This is a genomic window from Pseudoduganella lurida (genome assembly GCF_007830455.1).
Lineage (GTDB): Bacteria > Pseudomonadota > Gammaproteobacteria > Burkholderiales > Burkholderiaceae_D > Rugamonas > Rugamonas lurida.
In genome coordinates this window covers 137,379-155,925 of sequence record NZ_VLLB01000003.1, presented here as the reverse complement: position 1 = coordinate 155,925, position 18,547 = coordinate 137,379, and the positions used below count along the sequence as shown (strand labels likewise).

The window sequence follows — 18,547 nt, the reverse complement described above, 5'->3', positions numbered from 1 at the left end:
CGTCTCCTTAAGGATGCAGGGTCACGAACAGCTCGCGGCAGGTGGCGGACAGCTCGCCGCGCAGCACCATCGCTTTCGCCGCCGCGATATCGGGCGCGAAGTAGCGGTCCACCTCATAGAACGGCACCGCGCGGCGCAGCTGCTCGTGCACGTGCTCCAGGTGCGGCGACGTCGTCAGCGGCCGATGGAAGTCGATGCCCTGCGCGGCGGCCAGCAGCTCGATGCCGAGGATGGCCGCGGTATTGTGCGCCATGTCGTCCAGCCGGCGCGCCCCGAAGGTGGCCATGCTCACGTGATCTTCCTGGTTGGCGGAGGTGGGGATGGTGTCCACGCTGGCCGGGTGGGCCAGCGACTTGTTTTCCGACGCCAGCGCGGCCGCCGTCACGTGCGCAATCATGAAGCCGGAATTGAGCCCCGGCTCACGCACCAGGAACGGCGGCAGGCCGGACAGCGTGGCATCGATCAGCAGCGCGATGCGGCGCTCGGCGATGCTGCCGATTTCCGCGATGGCCAGCGCCAGCGTGTCCGCCGCGAAGGCCACCGGCTCGGCGTGGAAATTCCCGCCCGAGACGATCTTCACTTCGTCATCGTCACGGAAGATCAGGGGATTGTCGGTGACGGCATTCGCCTCGATCAGCAGCGTGCGCGTGGCGTTCGCGATCAGGTCCATGCACGCGCCCATCACCTGCGGCTGGCAACGCAGGCAGTAGGGGTCCTGCACCCGTTCGTCGCCGACGAGGTGCGAGGCGCGGATCGCGCTGTCCGCCACCAGCTGCCGGTAGATGGAGGCGGCGGCGATCTGGCCGGGCTGGCCGCGCACCGCATGCACGCGCGCATCGAACGGCGCATCGCTGCCCTTCGCCGCATCGAGCGACATCGCGCCGCTCACCATGCCCGCCTCCATCAGCCGCTCGGCCATGAACAGGCCGTGCAGCGCCAGCGCCGTGGAGACCTGCGTGCCGTTAATCAGCGCCAGCCCTTCCTTCGGCGCCAGCACCACGGGGGCGATGCCGGCCGCGCGCAGTGCTTCGGTTGCGGGCATCAGCTCGCCCTTCACGCGCACCGGTCCCTCGCCCAGGATCGCCAGCGTCATGTGCGCCAGCGGCGCCAGGTCGCCGGACGCACCCACGGAACCCTTGGCGGGAATGGCCGGCATGATCTCGGCGTTGTACAGCGCCACCAGCGCATCGATGACGGCGGCGCGGATGCCGGAATAGCCGCGCGCCAGGCTGCCGATTTTGGTCAGCAGCAGCAGGCGCACCACGGGATCCGGCAGGAGGTCGCCGGTGCCCACCGAGTGCGACAGGATCAGGTTGCGCTGCAGCTTTTCCAGCTGGTCGTCCGGGATGCGGGTTTTCGCCAGCAGGCCGAAGCCCGTGTTGATGCCGTAGGCAGCGTCGCCCTTCCGCACGATCGCCTGAACCGCCTGTGCTGATGCGTCGATCTGCGCGTAGGCCTCGGCGGCCAGCGCGATGGGGGTGTGGGCGGACCAGGCGGCGCGCAGGTCGGCCAGGGCCAGCCTGCCGGGATGCAGGACAAGGGTCATTTCGTCACCATGGGAAGATTGAGTCCATTGCGTTCGGCGCAGGCGATGGCGGCCGGATAGCCCGCATCCGCGTGGCGCATCACGCCGCTGCCGCTGTCGTTGACCAGCACGCGGGCCAGGCGCTGCGCGGCCGCATCGGTGCCATCGGCCACGATGACGACGCCGGCATGCTGCGAGTAGCCCATGCCCACGCCGCCGCCATGGTGCAGCGACACCCAGGTGGCGCCGCCGGCCGTGTTGAGCAGCGCGTTCAGCAGGGGCCAGTCGGAGACGGCATCGCTGCCATCGCGCATGCTCTCCGTCTCGCGGTTCGGGCTGGCCACGGAGCCCGTGTCCAGGTGGTCGCGGCCGATCACGATGGGTGCTTTCAGCTCGCCGTTCTTCACCATCTCGTTGAACGCCAGCCCGGCCAGGTGGCGCTCGCCCAGCCCCAGCCAGCAGATACGCGCCGGCAGGCCCTGGAAGGCGATGCGCTCGCGCGCCATGTCCAGCCAGCGGTGCACGTTCGCATGGTGCGGGAACAGTTCGCGGATCTTCGCATCGGTCTTGTAGATGTCTTCCGGATCGCCGGACAGCGCTACCCAGCGGAACGGCCCCCGCCCTTCGCAGAACTGCGGGCGGATATAGGCCGGTACGAAGCCGGGGAAGGCGAAGGCATTCGCCACGCCGTGGTCGAACGCCACCTGCCGGATGTTGTTGCCGTAGTCGACCACCTGCGCGCCCAGCGCCTGGAAGTCCAGCATCGCCCCGACATGCACGGCGCAGGAGGCCGCGGCGGCCGCTTGCAGCGCGGCGTGGCGGGCCGGATCGTGGCGCGCGGCCTGCCACTGGTCGACCGTCCAGCCGCGCGGCAGGTAGCCGTTGACGAGGTCGTGCGCCGAGGTCTGGTCCGTGACGAGGTCCGGCACCAGGCCGCCCTCGCGCGCGCGCCGCACCAGTTCGGGCAGCACGTCGGCCGCATTGCCCAGCAGGCCGATGGAGATTGCCGTGCCCTCTTCCTTGTATTGACGCACCAGGGCCAGCGCCTCGTCGATGTCCGCTGCCTGCCGGTCGAGGTAGCGGGTGCGCAGGCGGAAGTCGATGCTGGCCTGCTGGCACTCGACGGTCAGCGACACGGCACCGGCCATCGTGGCGGCCAGCGGCTGCGCGCCGCCCATGCCGCCCAGGCCCGCCGTGAGGATCCAGCGCCCTTTCATGGTGCCGCCAAAATGCTGGCGCCCCGCCTCGGCAAACGTTTCGTAGGTGCCCTGCACGATGCCCTGCGTGCCGATATAGATCCAGCTGCCGGCCGTCATCTGGCCGTACATGAACAGGCCCTTGCGATCGAGTTCGTTGAAGTGTTCCCAGTTGGCCCACTTCGGCACCAGGTTCGAATTGGCGATCAGCACGCGCGGCGCATCGGCATGGGTGCGGAACACGCCGACCGGCTTGCCGGACTGGATCAGCAGCGTCTCCTCTTCGCCCAGTTCCTTCAGCGCGGCCAGGATCGCATCGAAGCACGCCCAGTTGCGCGCCGCGCGGCCGATGCCGCCGTACACCACCAGCGCCTGCGGATTCTCGGCCACCTCCGGGTCGAGATTATTCTGCAGCATGCGGTAGGCCGCTTCCGCACCCCAGGTCTTGCAGACCTTGTCCGGGCCGCACGGCGCGCGGATGGTGCGGGTGGGGTCGCAACGTGAATCGAAACGCGGATCGTCGGTCGGCTGGTCCATGGCAACTCCTGCGCGTTGTGGTGACTGATCACCGCAGCATAGGTTGTCTATACAAGGGCGTCAACGACATTTTGGTGCCGAGGGCGTGACAGCCAAACTTGTTGGATCACAAGGCCGTCACGGGGGCCTTCGCTAACCTGCTGGAACCCAACTTCCAGGAGTGTCCCATGTTCAGGATGCAAGCCCTGCTACTCACCGCTGTTTTACTTGCCGGCCAGGTCCAGGCTGGTCAACCCGATCTCACCACCACTGCAGCATTCGAGTCCACCTGCGCGACTCTGCCCCGACGGGCCCCAGCCACGCCCCGCGAGCAACAGGCTTATGTCATCTGCAAGGATGTGGCCTTGATCCAGCATGGCTGGACGTTCCTGGACCGCCTGCTGCATCTGGAGCAAAGCAAGCGCCCTTCCAATGCGGAACTGATGGCGATGATCAGAAAGGAGTTCCTGCAACTGCAGGACGGCTTGCGTGAAACACGGGAAGTCCTGGAAAAAATTGAACTGAAGTCGCCACAGGATGGCCTGCTCGTGAAGCCGGCGACATGGGCGCGCGATCTGAATGGGGATGGCACGCTGTCTGTCGCGGAGCGCAACTTCTTTGCCATCCCGCGTCGGCACGATCGCGTGCTCGACTTCGGCCTGCCGTCCGAGGAAGAGGCCTATTACGAGAACGAGACCAACCGCAGCGCAATGATCAGGATCGACCAGACCGATATCCGCTGGGCCGTGACCATGCACTACACCGTTGAAGCGCTTGCTGCATACATGCTGGCCTACGAGATCAGGGAGAACAGCGCGACGGGCGGCACCGAAATCCGGCTGATTGACCCGTCGAGCATGCTCCGCGCACGCGACCTGCTTGCAAAGGGCCTGCGCGCCTCGGAGCGCATGCGGCTTTCGGCGCTGGCTGAAACCGATGACGACATGGAATGGCTGGGCAATCCGCGCCAGGCCAGCAGCGTGTTTCCCGTGCCGCTCGATGCGGACGACTTCGATGTCTGGGGCGAACTGAATCATCACCTGATCCCGCTGGTCGACGGCAAGACCCTGCTTGCAGGGCCGGAGGCCGCCGAGGACGAGCCGCCCGGCTGGCTTACCGGCCTCTGCCCCCCGAAGCAGGGGCTCGATATTGCGCAGATTTTCCGCGATCCGCCGAAAAATCTGGGGAACGCGACTGAGGAAGGGGATGTCGGTGCATTGACACGCCCCTATTGCCGCAAGATCGATGCGAGCCGTCCGGCATCGGGACTAACGGCATTCATCACGGCAATGCAGGAAAAAACGCGGAACGATGGCGGCTACCTGATGCGCAGCCTGCGGCGCCTGCTCTGGGTGCATTGACCGCAGCGGCTATGGTACCCCGGCCCGAATGAAATCGATGAACGCCCGCAGCGGCGCCGGCACCAGCCGCCGGCCCGGGTAGTACAGGAAAGGGCCGGAAAAGCTCAGCCACCACGGCTCCAGCACGGGGACCAGCTCGCCGCGCCGGAAATACGGCTGCAGCCAGTCCTCGAACATGTAGACGATGCCGCTGCCGGCCACCGCCGCCTCGACCGCCAGGTCGGCCGCGGCGCCCAGCTTCACGCGCAGCGGGCCGCGCGGGTCGACCTGCACCGTCTCGCCATCGCGGGCGAACTCCCACGGCAGCACCGCGGTGCCGAAGCGGCCGGCCAGGCAAGCGTGATCGAGCAGTTCGCCGGGATGGCGGGGCGTGCCGCGGCGCTCCAGGTAGGCCGGTGCGGCGGCTGCGGCGAAGCGCTGCACGCGCGGGCCGATCGGCACGGCGATCATGTCCTGCTCCAGCCGCTCCTCGTAGCGGATGCCGGCATCGTAGCCGCCGGCCAGCACGTCGACGAAGCTGTCTTCCACCGTCACGTCCAGCACGATGTCCGGGTACGCCGCCAGGAAGCGGGGCACCAGCGACGGCAGCACCAGGCGCGAGGCGGCCAGCGGCACGTTCAGGCGCAGCGTGCCGCTGGGCCGGTCGCGAAAGGCGTTGACGACATCGAGCGCCGCCTGCACCTCGTTCAGCGCGGGCGCCAGGCGCTCCAGCAGCCCCCGGCCCGCTTCGGTCGGCACGACGCTGCGCGTGCTGCGGTTCAGCAGCCGCACGCCGAGGCGCCCTTCGAGCCGCCGCACCGCCTCGCTCAGGCCCGAGGCACTCACGCCGGCCAGCCGCGCCGCATCGCGGAAGCCGCCCGCGCGCGCCACCGTCACGAAGGCATTCAGGTCGCCCAGGTCCGCAGTCATTCCCCCTCCATTGTTCGTTTTTTCGCACAACCCATCCACACTTTACCGGATTGTCGCGCAGACGGGACGGCCGTAAGCTTCCCTCAACCCACTCAAGGAGAACGACATGACGGCAATTACCCCAACCTGGCAGCTCGGCGACCGCACCGTGAACCGCCTCGGCTACGGCGCCATGCAGCTGGCCGGGCCGGGCGTGTTCGGCCCGCCGAAGGACCCGGCAGCGGCGCAAGCGGTGCTGCAGGCGGCAATCGAAAACGGTGTGAACCACATCGACACATCGGACTTCTACGGCCCGCACGTGACCAACCAGCTGATCCGCGCGGCGCTGCACCCTTATCCGGAGGACCTGACGATCGTGACGAAGATCGGCGCACGCCGCGACGACCAGGGCGCCTGGCTGCCGGCCTTCTCGAAAGCGGAACTGGTGGGGGCGGTGCACGACAACCTGCGCAACCTGGGGCTCGATGCGCTGGAGGTGGTCAACCTGCGCGCCATGTTCAGCGTGCACGGCCCGGCCGAAGGCTCGCTGGAAGAACCGCTGACGGTGCTGGCCGAATTGCGCGAACAGGGCCTGGTGCGCCACATCGGCATCAGCAACGCGACGCCGGCGCAAGTGCGCGACGCGCAGCGCATCACGCCGATCGTCTGCGTGCAGAACATGTACAACCTGGCGCACCGCGACGACGACACGCTGATCGACGAACTGGCCGCCGCCGGCATCGCCTACGTGCCGTTCTTCCCGCTCGGCGGCTTCACGCCCCTGCAGTCGGACACGCTGTCGGCCGTGGCCGCGCAGCTGGAAGCGACGCCGATGGCGGTGGCGATTGCCTGGCTGCTGCAACGCTCACCCAACATCCTCGTCATCCCGGGCACGTCGTCGGTGGCGCACCTGCGCGAGAACCTGGCCGCGGCGGACCTGGTGCTGCCGGCCGCCACGATCGCGCAGTTGAACAATATGTCTACTTCCGGGGTGTCTACTTCCTGAATACCTGCTTGCCGCCCACCCAGGTCTCCAGCACGCCGATGCGGCCGATCTCGGCCGGCGCCACCCTGAACAGGTCGGCGTCGGTCACGATGAAGTCGGCCCACTTGCCCGGCTCCAGCGAACCGATGACGTTCTCCTGGCGCGCCGCGTAGGCCGCATCGAGCGTGAAGCAGCGGAAGGCTTCCTGCAGCGTCATCGCCTGTTCCTTGTGCCAGCCGCCGGCCGGCACATTGCGCATGTCCTGGCGCGTGACGGCCGCGTGAATGCCCTCGAACGGGTTCGGCGCCTCGATCGGGAAATCGGAACCGCAGGCGATATGCGAGCCCTGCTTCAGGAAGGTGCGCCACGCGTAGGCACCCTGAATGCGCTGCGGCCCGACGCGCTGTTCGGCCATGTTCTGGTCGGACGTGGCATGCGTGGGCTGCATCGACGGGATGATGTTCAGCTGCGCGAAGCGGGGAATGTCGGCCAGCGCCACCACCTGCGCGTGCTCGATGCGGTGGCGCAGCGCTTCGTTCGGATACTTCTGCAGCAGCGCCGCGTAGCTGTCCAGGATCTGGCGGTTGCCGGCATCGCCGATCGCGTGCACATTGACCTGGTAGCCGGCCTGCATGGCCTTGCCCATCTTCTCGCGCATCACGGCATCGTTGTAGAACAGCAGGCCGTGCGTGTGCGGCGCATCGCTGTAGGGCTTGATGAGCGCCGCACCGCGGCTGCCCAGTGCCCCATCCGCATACAGCTTCACGGCGGACAGCGCGTACAGGTCGTTCGCATAGCTTTTCAGCGGGCCCTTGGCCGCCAGGGCATCGAAGTCGGCGGTGGTGTCGCCGATCATCGCGTAGACACGCGTGGTCAGCCGGCCGCCATCGGCGTAGGCGCGATACAGCCTGTCGGCCCCCACGCCGATGCCGGCATCGTGCACGCTCGTCAGGCCGACCTTCTTCAGCACGTCCAGCGCGCCATCGAGGGCGGCGCGCGATTCCGCCTCGGTCGGCTGCGGCACCACCTTCGCCATCAGCTCCATCGCCGCGTCGACGAGGATGCCGGTGGCATTGCCATAGGCATCGCGCTCGATCTTGCCGCCGGCCGGGTCCTTCGTGTCCTTCGTGATGCCGGCCAGCGCCAGCGCGCGGCTGTTGACCCACACGGCGTGGCCATCCACGCGATGCATCAGCGCCGGGCGGTCGGCCACGGCGCCATCGAGTTCCTGCGCGGTGGGGAAGCGGCCCAGCTTCCACGTCTCCTGGTTCCAGCCATTGCCCACCACCCAGGCGCGCTTCGGATTCGCGCGCGCGAAGTCGGCCACCTTCTTCACCGCGTCGGTCAGCGACACGGCGCTGTACAGCTCCGCGCCGGTGGCGATCTCGCCCAGGCCGAACACGTGGCCGTGCGCGTCGATCAGGCCGGGCAGCACGGTTTTGCCGCGCACATCCACGTGCGCGAAGCCCGGCGCTTTCGCCGCCACGTCCTGCGCACCCCCGACCGCCACGATTTTGCCGGTGCCATCGAACGCCAGCGACCGGAAGCGCACCAGCTCGTTCTGCGCGTTCAGCGTGTAGCCATTGGCGTTGTCGATGACGGTGCCCGGCGCGGCGCTGGCGGCGGTGTGGACGAAGAAGGCGAGGCTGGCAAGGGCGAGCGGCGGCAGGCGCATGGAGGTCTTTCCGGGTGGGATAAACCCGGAGTGTACCGCCCCTACTGCGCGTCGTGGAAGATGATCCCGAGCGTATGGCGCCGGCCGTGCCGGATACGCGACACACCGTGCCGCAGGTTGACGCGGTAGATCCCGCGGCTGCCCTGCACCGGCCGGTGATGCACCGGGAAGATCACGCAATCGCCCTGCGCCAGCGGCACCACTTCCACGCGCGACTGCATGCGCGGGCGCTGCTCGGTCAGCACGAATTCGCCGCCCGTGAAGTCCGGGCCGGGGCGCGACAGCAGGAACGCGGCCTGCAGCGGGAAGACGTGCTCGCCGTACAGGTCCTGGTGCAGGCAGTTGTAGTCCTGCGCGTCGTAGCGCAGCAGCAGCGGCGTGGGCCGCGCCTGCCCGGCCGCGTGGCAGCGCGCCAGGAAGTCCCCATGCGACGGCGGAAAGCGCACATCGATGCCCAGCGCCGCATGCCAGCGGTTGGCGATGGCCGCCAGCGGCGGGTACAGCGCCTCGCGCAGCCCTGCCACGAGGTCCGGCAGCGGATAGCGAAAGTACTGGTATTCGCCGCGGCCGAAGCCATGGCGCGCCATCACGATCCGGCTGCGAAACAGCGCGGCATCGTCATAGGCGCCCGCCAGCAGTGCGCAGTCGCCCGGTGCCAGCACGTTCGGGAGGTGCGCACAGCCATGGGCATCGAGCTCCGCGCCGATCCGCTGCCAGTCGAGGTTCATTGCGAGCCCTCGCGTTCGAGCAGCGTGCGCTTGCGCTCCACGCCCCAGCGGTAGCCGGACAGGCCGCCGTCGTTGCGCACCACCCGGTGGCAGGGAATCGCCACCGCCACCGGATTGGCCGCGCAGGCCCCTGCCACGGCGCGCGCGCCGTTCTGCGAGCCCACCAGCGCCGCCAGTTCCGTGTAGCTGACGGTGCGGCCGGCCGGAATGCCCCGCAGCGCCTGCCACACCCGCTGCTGGAACGCGGTGCCTCGCACGTCCAGCGGCAGGTCCAGTCCCACGTGCGGGGTTTCGACCATGCCGATCACCTGCGCCACCACCGCCTCGTAGTCACGCTCGGCGCCCACCAGCTCGGCGTTCGGGAAGCGGTCCTGCAGGTCGCGCGCCAGCTGGTCCGGATCGTCGCCCAGCAGGATCGCGCAGATGCCGACGTCGGTGCTGGCCACCAGCAGCGCACCCAGCGAACACTGGGCGATGGCGAAGCGGATCGTGGCGCCCTGGCCGCCGCGGCGGAACGCGGTGGGCGTCATGCCCAGCGCCGCGCGGGACGTGGCGTAGAAGCGGCCGCTGGAGTTGTAGCCGGCGGCGTAGATCGCCTCCGTCACGGAAGGTTCGCTGGCCAGCCCCTCGTGCACCCTTGCCTTGCGCCGCGCCGCCGCGTAGGCCTTCGGCGTGATGCCCGTCTGCGCCTTGAACAGCCGGTGCAGGTGGAAGCGGCTGATGCCGCTGGCTTCGGCCAGCGTGGCCAGGTCGGGTTCCTCGTCCGCCGCGTCGATCAGCCGGCACACCTCGGCCACCAGCGCGGCGTGGCGCTCGGCCAGCGGTGGTTCGTCCGGCCTGCAGCGCAGGCAGGGCCGGAAGCCGGCCGCTTCGGCGTCGGCCGTGCTGGCGTGGAAGGCCACGTTGGCGCGCAACGCCGGCCGCGCGCCGCACGAGGGGCGGCAATACACGCCGGTGGTGCGCACGGAGTAATAGAAGACCCCGTCGGCGGCCGCATCGCGCGCCTGCACGGCGCTCCAGCGCCGTGCATCGTCCCATCCATCGTCCCGCTCATTGTCCGGCTCATTGTCCCGCTCATCGTTGCGAATATCGTTCATGGCAGCTCCCTTAAACAGTATGCCACCATCGTAGCGGCGCACCGCCGGCGGAGCACCCCGCCCCTTGCTTTTGAATTCCCGGGCCCCGGTGCTAAACTCTGCCGACACGCGACAGCCAGGAGACAGCGGTTTGGAAGCACAGCGCGACGGGACGGACACCCCGATTTTCCAGCAGATCAAGGACTTCCTGACGGCGCAGATCGCCGCCGGCCACTGGAAGGAAGGCGATGTGATTCCGTCCGAGCAGGCGCTGGTGCGGCAGTTCGGCGTCTCGCGCATGACCGTCAACCGCGCCGTGCGCGAACTCACCGCCGAAGCCGTGCTGACGCGCCGCCAGGGCGCCGGCACCTACGTGGCGCCGCAGAAGGTGCAGGCCACGCTGCTGGAAATCCGCAGCATCGCCGACGAGGTGCGCGCCCGCGGCCACACCCACCGCAGCACGCTGCAGCTGCTGGAAGGCGGCCGCGCCAACGAGCTGCTGGCCAAGCAGTTCGACCTGCCGGCCGGCCACGCGCTGTACCACTCCGTGATCGTGCATTTCGAGAACGGCGTGCCGATCCAGGTGGAGGACCGCTGGGTCAACCCGCAATGCGCGCCCGCCTACCTCGACCAGGACTTCACCCGCATCACGCCCTCCGAATACCTGGTGACCGCCGCGCCGCTGCAGGGCGCCACCTACAGCGTGGAAGCGCTGGCCGCGCCGCGCGAGATTGCGGCCCTGCTGGCGATGGATGCGCGCCAGCCCTGCCTGGTGCTGCGCCGCCAGACCCGTTCGGGCGGCCAGGTGGCCTCGATCGTCACGATGTGGCATCCCGGCCACCGCTACCAGTTCGCCGGCAACGTGGCGTGACGGTGTATATTCTGGCCATGCCAGCCCTGCAGTCCGCCTTGTAGAAAGGAAGCCTTTGCTGCCCGCGCTCCTTCGTTCCGCGTCACGGATTGCATCCCGCTTTATATCCCGGTCTGCATTGCTGCCCGTGGCACTGGGCCTGTGCGTGGCCGCGCCGGCGGGGGCACTGGAAAAGGTGGCGGTCCAGCTGAAATGGCGCCACCAGTTCCAGTTCGCCGGTTTCTACGCGGCGCAGGACAAGGGCTATTACCGCGACGCGGGCCTGGAAGTCACGCTGCTGGAAGCGCAGCCCGGCGTCGACTACATCAAGCCGGTACTGGCCGGCCGGGCCCAGTACGGTACCGCCAACAGCAGCCTGCTGCTGCACCGTGCGGCCGGCGAACCGGTGGTGGTGCTGGCAGCGATCTTCCAGCATTCCGCCGTCGCGCTGTTCGCATTGCGGCCACCCGATGGCCGTGCGCGCCAGTGGCAAGGCGCCCGCGTGATGCTGCCGCCCGGTTACGAGGAACTGCAGGCCTACCTGCTGCGCCAGGGCGTGCAGCAATCGCAGCTGCAGCTGGTGCCCCCCACCTTCCGCATCGAGGACCTGGCCGAGGGCAAGATCGACCTCATGCCCGGCTATATCACCATCAGCCCCTACCTGCTGGACCGCACCGGGGTGCGCTACGAGATCCTGGCGCCGCGCGCGGCCGGCATCGATTTCTACGGCGACAACCTGTACACCACCGAAAGCGAGCTGCGCGAGCACCCCGAACGGGCCCGCGCCATGCGCGAGGCCACGCTGCGCGGCTGGCGCTATGCGATGGCCCATCCGGAGGAAATGGCGGACCTGATCCGCGCCCGCTACCCGCAGGGCCCCAGCCGCGAGCACCTGCTGTTCGAGGCGCGCCAGACCGCGCTGCTGATGGAGCAGACGCTGATCGAACCGGGCTACAGCAATCCGGCGCGCTGGCAGGCCATCGCCAACACGTACATGGAACTGGGCATGCTGCCGCGCGGCGTGTCGCTGGACGGCTTTTTATATCGCGAGCCCGCGGACGAACTGCCGTGGCCGTGGATCGGTGCCGCCACGCTGGCCGCGCTGGTGGCCGCAGGCGTCGGCTGGCAGCTGCTGCGCCTGCGCCGCGCCGCCGCCGCGCTGGCCGCAGTCTCGCCGGACCGTGCGCTGGCGGCGGCGGGCGAAGGCGTGCTGGAATGGCTGCCGCAGCAGGACGCGCTGCGCCTCGCCCCCCGCTGCGGCGAGCTGCTGGGCTATGCGCCGGGCGAATTCGCGCCGCGCGACCGCGACGAGTGGCTGCGCCACGTGCACCCGGAGGACCGCCAGGGCCTGCTGCGCGACTGGCCCCGCACCGGTCCCGCGCAGGCCGACGACGTGCCGCTGGTGCACGAGTTCCGCATGCGCTGCCGCGACGGCGAATACCGCTGGATGCTGGCGCGCGCCAGCGTGACGGAGCGCGATGCCAGCGGCGCGGCCACGCTGGTGAGCGGCACCATCGGCACCGTCACCGACCGCGAGCTGGCTGAACGGAACCAGCTGGCCGCCGTGCTGGAGGCGATGCCGGGCGGGATCCTGGTGGCCGACCGGAGCGGCCGCGTGCGGCAGGTGAACGCGGCGGCGGCGCGCAGCTTCGGCTATCCGAACGGCGAGATGGCCGGCCTGTCGATGGAACTGCTGGTGCCGGAAGTGATGCGCAGCGCGCCGGGCCTGCCGCGCGAATTGTTCTCGCGCCCCAACCTGCCGGGCCGCGTGCTGACGGCGCGGCGCGGCGACGGCAGCCACTTCCCCGCCATGGTGCACCTGGCGCCGCTCGAGATGGCCGGCCAGGCCCTGTCGGTGGTATCGGTGCGCGACCTGACGCAGCGCCAGCGCACCGAACAGGCGCTGCAGGCCAGCTCGGAGCGCTACCGCCTGATCGTGCAGACGGCCACCGAAGGCATCTGGATGACGGATGCGAACGAGCTCACGTCGTTCGTCAACCCGACCATGGCGCGCATGCTGGGCTACGGGCCGGACGAGATGCTGGGCCGGCCGATGCGCGATTTCCTCGACGAGGACGGCATCGCCCAGCTGGCGCGGCAGAACCAGCGCCGCCAGCCCGGCCAGGCCGAACAGGGCGACGCGCGCTTCTACCGCAAGGACCTGTCGACGATGTGGGGCCTCGTGTCGACCACGCAGATCTCCGGCGAGAACGGCGCGCCGGCCGGCACGCTGGCGATGATCACCGACATCACCGACCGCCGCCTGGCCGAAGTCGCGCTGCGCAATTCCGGCCAGCGCATGGCCTCCGTGTTCAACGCCGTCACCAACGGCCTGGTCGTGCTCAATGGCGAAGGCGTGATCCTCGAATGCAATGCGGCGGCGGTGCGGCTGCTGGGCGCGGCCAGTGCCAGCGGCGCGCGGCCCTGGCCGGGCGTCCACGAGGACGGCCGGCCGTTTGCCGACGGCGAGCATCCCGTGCTGCGCGCGCTGGCCAGCGGCCAGTCGGTGCGGGACGTGGTGATGGGCGTGCAGGGACCAAACGGCGTCACCTGGCTGTCCGTGAACGCGGAGCCGATGCGCGATGCGCTGGGTGCCGCGACGATGGCGGTGGCCAGCCTGACCGACATCACGGAGCGCCAGCACAACGAGGAGGCGCTGCGGCGCGGCGAGCAGCGGCTGCAGGAAATCATCCAGATGATGCCGGTCGGGATGTTCCTGAAAAGCCCGGACGGCCGCATGTTCCGCATGAATCCCGCGGCCGAACGGCAGCTGGGGTATTCGCTGGCCGACCTGCACGAGGGCAGCTACCTGCACCTGCATTCGCCCGCCGAGCTGGCCGAATTCCTGCGCCGCGACCGCGAGGCCTTTGCGCGGGGCGACCTGATCGACTACGAGCAGTCCGTCTACAACCCGCGCCTGCGCCAGCACCGCCAGCTGCGCACGTTCAAGAAGCCGGTGTACGACGAGCGGGGCGCGCCTTCCTACCTGATCTGCATGTCGCTCGACATCACCGACAGCAAGCGCGCGGAAGGCGCGCTGCTGGAACTGAACGAGCACCTGGAAGAGCGCGTGGCGCAGCGCACCGCCCAGCTGGACCAGGCCAAGCAGGTGGCCGAGGAAGCCAGCCAGGCCAAGGGCCGCTTCCTGGCCAACATGAGCCACGAGATCCGCACGCCGATGAACGGCGTGATCGGCATGGCCCACCTGGCGCTGAAGACGGACCTCGATCCGCGCCAGCGCGACTACCTGGAAAAGATCCGCTTCGCCGGCGAGCACCTGCTGCGCATCATCGACGACATCCTGGACATCTCGAAGATCGAGGCCGGCAAACTGGCCATCGAACGGACCGACTTCGCGCTGGCCGACGTGATCGCCACGCTGCACACGGTGGTGGCCGACGAGGCGGCGGCGCGCGGGCTGCTGCTGGCGGTGGACGTGGCGCCGGACGTGCCGGCCATGCTGCGCGGCGATCCGCTGCGCCTGGGCCAGGTGCTGATCAACTACACCAGCAATGCCATCAAGTTCAGCCAGCATGGCACGGTCGGCGTGCGCGTGCGGCTGCTCGAAGCGGAGAAGGACAATGCCGGAAACGACGGCGGCTGCCTGCTGCGCTTCGACGTGAGCGACGAGGGCATCGGCCTGTCCACCGAGGAGATCGGCCGGCTGTTCCAGTCCTTCCAGCAGGCCGACCCGTCCACCACGCGCGCCTATGGCGGCACGGGCCTGGGCCTGGCCATCTGCAAGCAGCTGGCGCAACTGATGGGCGGCGCGGTGGGCGTGACGAGCACCCCGGGCGCCGGCAGCACGTTCTGGTTCACGGCGCGGCTGGAAGTCCCGGGCAGCACTGCCGCGGCCGTGCCGGCGCCGGCGCCAGCAACGGCGCGGCTGGCGCCGCTGCAGGATGCCCGGCTGCTGCTGGTGGAGGACAACACCTTCAACCAGCAGATCGCCCAGGAGATGCTGGAGGAAGCGGGCGCGCAGGTGCAGGTGGCCGGCAATGGCGCCGAGGCGCTGGAGCGGCTGCGCAGCGCCCCGTTCGACTGCGTGCTGATGGACGTGCAGATGCCCGTGATGGACGGCCTGGAGGCGACGCGCCGCATCCGTGCCGATGCCCGGCTGGCCGGCCTGCGCGTGCTGGCGATGACGGCCACCGCCACCAGCGAGGACCGGGCGCGCTGCCTGGCGGCCGGCATGGACGACTTCATCGCCAAGCCCATCGTGCCGGCCCTGATGGTGCGCACGATCGCCGCGCAGCTGCCGGCACGGCGCCCGGTGGCGGCTGAACCCGCGGCGGAGCCGGAGCAGCCCGCGGCCACGCTGGCCGGCGATCCGGCCGTGATCGACCTGTCGCAGCTGGCCGAGCTGCTGGGCCACCAGCCCGCCAAGCTGGGCCTGTTCGCGCAGAAGTTCCTGCTGTCCGCGGAAGGCGGCCTGGCCGAACTGGAAGCGGCGCTGGCGGCCGGCGACATCGCCCAGGTGCGCGAACTGGGCCACCGCCTGAAGGCCTCGGCCCGCACGGTGGGCGCGTTCGGCATGGGCGACCTGTGCGAGCGGCTGGAGAAGCTCCCGTCGATTCCCGAGGAGGCCGCGCGGGAGGCGCACGCGCTGCTTGCCCGGCTGCGCCCGCTGGTGGCCGCCATCCGCGCGCGGATCGTGAACAACGCGGCCATCACGCTGCCCGGGTGAGCGGGCACGGCGGCGCGCCAGTCCGCCTGGAATTCCATTGCCATTGGAAACATCTTGCCCCGATAATCACTGTCCGGATCAATCACTGTCCGGATAACCCCGCCCGGCCGACCGCCGCAAGCCCATGAACGCACCGCTACACATCCTGCTGCTGGACGACGACCCCTTCATGCTCGACCTGCTGCAGGACATGCTGCACAGCCTGGGCGACTTCCACGTGCAGGCCGCCACTGCCGCGCGCGATGCGCTGGCCGTGCTGCCCGGCTTCCGGCCGGGCCTGCTGATCTGCGACCTGTCGCTGCCGGAGATGGACGGCATCGAGTTCCTGCGCGCCGTGGCGTCGCAGGGCTATGCGGGCGACGTGATCCTGCTGTCGGGCATGGACAGCGGCGTGCTGCGCGCCGCGCAGCTGCTGGCGACGGCGCAGGGGCTGCGTATCGTCGGAGCCTGCGGCAAGCCGCTGGCGCGGAGCGAACTGGCCGGCCTGCTGGCACGGGTCCAGGGCACCGCCTAGCCGGCCCGGCGCGCCGCGACACCGCGACGCCTTGACAAAAAATAGGTTATTATTTGATGCATCCCCGCCTGATTCATCTACCAAGTCATCACACGTAAATCGAGCGCGACATTGATTTAGTGCGCGGCGCCACCATTTGCCCATCCTTGGGCTGATGTGCCGGCGCAACGCACGGTGGCTATCGTGAGGATGCGGCAGCGCAGCAGGCGACCTTAATCCGGAACCCGAAAGGGCAAACAACATGAGCGAAAACATCAAACACATTACCGACGCATCCTTCGAGGCGGACGTGCTGAAATCCGACCGCCCGGTGCTGGTCGACTTCTGGGCCGAATGGTGCGGCCCCTGCAAGAGCATCGCCCCGATCCTGGAAGAAGTCGCCAAGGAATACGACGGCAAGCTGACGATCGCCAAGCTGGACGTGGATTCGAACCAGCTGGTGCCGGGCAAGTTCGGCATTCGCGGCATTCCAACGCTGATCCTGTTCAAAAACGGTGTTCCTGCGGCACAAAAAGTCGGCGCCATGGCAAAAGGCCAGCTGACCTCTTTCATCGACAGCAATATTTGAGTAATATAGGTGGTGCTGCGCCCGCGGCACCACCTGCCTGGCCGGGATCGAGGCTCCAGCCTCTCCCCCTGATCGTAGTGACACACTAGTCCACGCAGTTCCCTCCCCTACCTTACTTTCCCGTCACGGGACACTCAAACATCTATGCATCTATCTGAATTAAAGGCCATGCACGTTTCCGCCTTGCTGGAAATGGCCATCAGCCTCGATATCGACAACGCTGCGCGCCTGCGCAAGCAGGAGTTGATGTTCGCGATCCTGAAGAAGCGCGCCAAGTCCGGCGAGCAGATCTTCGGCGATGGCGCGCTGGAAGTGCTGCCGGACGGCTTCGGCTTCCTGCGCTCGCCGGACGCCAGCTACATGGCCTCCACCGACGACATCTACATCTCGCCGTCGCAGATCCGCCGCTTCAACCTGCACACCGGCGACTCCATCGAGGGGGAAGTGCGCACGCCGAAGGATGGCGAACGCTACTTCGCGCTGGTCAAGGTGGACAAGGTCAACGGCGAATCGCCGGAAGCCTCGAAGCACCGCATCCTGTTTGAGAACCTGACGCCGCTGCACCCGAACGAGCCGCTGCGCCTCGAGCGCGAAATGAACGGCGCCGAGAACATCACGGGCCGCATCGTCGACCTGATCGCGCCGATCGGCAAGGGCCAGCGCGGCCTGCTGGTGGCCTCGCCGAAGTCCGGCAAGTCCGTGATGCTGCAGCACATTGCGCACGCCATCACGGCCAACCACCCGGACGTGACGCTGATCGTGCTGCTGATCGACGAACGCCCGGAAGAAGTGACGGAAATGCAGCGCTCGGTGCGCGGCGAAGTCGTCGCCTCCACGTTCGACGAACCGGCCACCCGCCACGTGCAGGTCGCCGAGATGGTGATGGAAAAGGCCAAGCGCCTGGTCGAGATGAAGAAGGACGTGGTCATCCTGCTGGACTCGATCACCCGCCTGGCCCGCGCCTACAACACCGTGATCCCGGCCTCGGGCAAGGTGCTGACCGGTGGCGTGGACGCCAACGCGCTGCAGCGCCCGAAGCGCTTCTTCGGCGCCGCCCGCAACATCGAGGAAGGCGGCTCGCTGACGATCATCGCCACCGCGCTGATCGAAACGGGTTCGCGCATGGATGACGTGATCTACGAGGAATTCAAGGGCACCGGCAACATGGAAGTGCACCTGGAGCGCCGCCTGGCCGAGAAGCGCGTCTACCCGGCGATCAACCTGAACAAGTCCGGCACGCGCCGCGAGGAGCTGCTGATCAAGCCGAACGAGCTGCAGAAGATCTGGATCCTGCGCAAGCTGCTGTACTCGATGGACGAGATCGAGGCGATGGAGTTCATCCTCGACAAGATGCGCGCCACGAAGACGAACGTCGAGTTCTTCGACATGATGCGCCGCGGCGGCTAAGCTTTTCAGCCGTTGACATCGGGGACAGGCGCCTATTAATTGGCAACACACGTATCGCCAATACGTGTTGCCAATTAATAGGTGCCTGTCCCCGGTTCTTTTGCTATACTCTCCGGCTGTTTTTAACCCCGGCAAGTGGCCGGCAATCGGGTCGCGAAGCTGCATTGACCGCCGAAGTGCCGTCTGGCTACCAATTCATCAGAAAGAAGCACATGAAACAAGATACCCATCCGGATTACCGCGAAGTCGTCTTCCACGACATGTCCTGCGACTTCAAGTTCATCACCCGCTCGACGATCCAGACCCGCGACAAGATCACGCACGAAGGCCAGGAATACCCGCTGGTGAAGATCGAAGTCTCGTCGGAATCGCACCCGTTCTTCACGGGCCAGCACAAGATCGTCGACACCGCCGGCCGCGTGGAAAAATTCCGCCAGAAGTTCGGCAAGGTCGGTTCGAAGACCGCCGTCTCGCAGGGTTAATTCCCTCCGGCACGAGAAAAAAGGCAGCTGCGGCTGCCTTTTTTTATGGTAATCGCCGATACTCCTGTTTTCTCCCTAGACGACCCACT

General features: G+C 68.2%; 14 protein-coding genes. 8 read left to right on the top strand and 6 right to left on the bottom strand.

The window, feature by feature from the left end:
- Positions 1 to 7: 7 nt before the first annotated feature.
- A complete protein-coding gene (gene hutH, locus IP91_RS10170; RefSeq protein ID WP_145648862.1) occupies positions 8 to 1,546 on the bottom strand; it encodes a histidine ammonia-lyase in 1,539 nt (512 codons plus the stop codon).
- Positions 1,543 to 3,258 carry a urocanate hydratase gene (gene hutU, locus IP91_RS10165; RefSeq protein ID WP_145648861.1) on the bottom strand — a complete coding sequence of 572 codons (1,716 nt, stop codon included), beginning with the start codon at positions 3,256 to 3,258 and terminating at the stop codon, positions 1,543 to 1,545. Before hutU ends, hutH begins: the two co-directional genes overlap by 4 nt.
- A 167-nt stretch (positions 3,259 to 3,425) precedes the next feature.
- Between hutU and IP91_RS10160 the strand changes: the two genes are divergently transcribed.
- Positions 3,426 to 4,598 (top strand): hypothetical protein, encoded by a 1,173-nt coding sequence (locus IP91_RS10160; RefSeq protein ID WP_145648860.1) that lies wholly within the window; start codon positions 3,426 to 3,428, stop codon positions 4,596 to 4,598.
- A gap of 9 nt (positions 4,599 to 4,607) precedes the next feature.
- On the opposite strand, the gene IP91_RS10155 is transcribed toward IP91_RS10160, so the two are convergent.
- Positions 4,608 to 5,507, bottom strand: coding sequence for a LysR family transcriptional regulator (locus IP91_RS10155; RefSeq protein ID WP_145648859.1), 900 nt, complete (start codon positions 5,505 to 5,507; stop codon positions 4,608 to 4,610).
- A gap of 106 nt (positions 5,508 to 5,613) precedes the next feature.
- On the opposite strand from IP91_RS10155, the gene IP91_RS10150 reads away from it, so the two are divergent.
- Entirely contained in the window at positions 5,614 to 6,492 is an 879-nt protein-coding gene (locus tag IP91_RS10150; RefSeq protein ID WP_145648858.1) for an aldo/keto reductase family oxidoreductase, read from the top strand.
- Here the strand turns inward: IP91_RS10150 and IP91_RS10145 are convergent.
- Genes IP91_RS10145 through ada form a run of 3 tightly spaced genes read right to left on the bottom strand, consistent with a single transcriptional unit; the run spans position 6,482 to position 9,971 of the window.
- On the bottom strand, positions 6,482 to 8,146 hold the full coding sequence (locus IP91_RS10145; protein ID WP_145648857.1) for an amidohydrolase: 1,665 nt from the start codon (positions 8,144 to 8,146) through the stop codon (positions 6,482 to 6,484). The two genes, IP91_RS10150 and IP91_RS10145, sit on opposite strands and share 11 nt — an antisense overlap.
- Before the next feature lie 41 nt (positions 8,147 to 8,187).
- Positions 8,188 to 8,874: a 2OG-Fe(II) oxygenase gene (locus IP91_RS10140; RefSeq protein WP_145648856.1), complete on the bottom strand. Its 687-nt coding sequence runs from the start codon at positions 8,872 to 8,874 to the stop codon at positions 8,188 to 8,190.
- On the bottom strand, positions 8,871 to 9,971 hold the full coding sequence (gene ada / locus IP91_RS10135) for a bifunctional DNA-binding transcriptional regulator/O6-methylguanine-DNA methyltransferase Ada (RefSeq protein WP_145648855.1): 1,101 nt from the start codon (positions 9,969 to 9,971) through the stop codon (positions 8,871 to 8,873). The genes IP91_RS10140 and ada overlap by 4 nt, the downstream gene beginning before the upstream one ends.
- Before the next feature lie 130 nt (positions 9,972 to 10,101).
- Here ada and hutC point away from each other — a divergent pair, with 130 nt between their 5' ends.
- From hutC to IP91_RS10105, 6 genes are all read left to right on the top strand, one after another.
- Positions 10,102 to 10,821 carry a histidine utilization transcriptional repressor HutC gene (gene hutC / locus IP91_RS10130; protein WP_145648854.1) on the top strand — a complete coding sequence of 240 codons (720 nt, stop codon included), beginning with the start codon at positions 10,102 to 10,104 and terminating at the stop codon, positions 10,819 to 10,821.
- A gap of 127 nt (positions 10,822 to 10,948) precedes the next feature.
- Positions 10,949 to 15,487 carry a PAS domain S-box protein gene (locus IP91_RS10125; protein ID WP_158643124.1) on the top strand — a complete coding sequence of 1,513 codons (4,539 nt, stop codon included), beginning with the start codon at positions 10,949 to 10,951 and terminating at the stop codon, positions 15,485 to 15,487.
- A gap of 124 nt (positions 15,488 to 15,611) precedes the next feature.
- Positions 15,612 to 16,001, top strand: a complete 390-nt coding sequence (locus tag IP91_RS10120) for a response regulator (protein ID WP_145648852.1) — start codon at positions 15,612 to 15,614, stop codon at positions 15,999 to 16,001.
- A gap of 241 nt (positions 16,002 to 16,242) precedes the next feature.
- Positions 16,243 to 16,569, top strand: a complete 327-nt coding sequence (gene trxA / locus IP91_RS10115) for a thioredoxin TrxA (protein ID WP_145648851.1) — start codon at positions 16,243 to 16,245, stop codon at positions 16,567 to 16,569.
- A gap of 144 nt (positions 16,570 to 16,713) precedes the next feature.
- Entirely contained in the window at positions 16,714 to 17,976 is a 1,263-nt protein-coding gene (gene rho / locus IP91_RS10110; RefSeq protein WP_145648850.1) for a transcription termination factor Rho, read from the top strand.
- Positions 17,977 to 18,188: 212 nt separating this feature from the next.
- Positions 18,189 to 18,458: a type B 50S ribosomal protein L31 gene (locus IP91_RS10105; protein ID WP_145648849.1), complete on the top strand. Its 270-nt coding sequence runs from the start codon at positions 18,189 to 18,191 to the stop codon at positions 18,456 to 18,458.
- Positions 18,459 to 18,547: the final 89 nt, after the last annotated feature.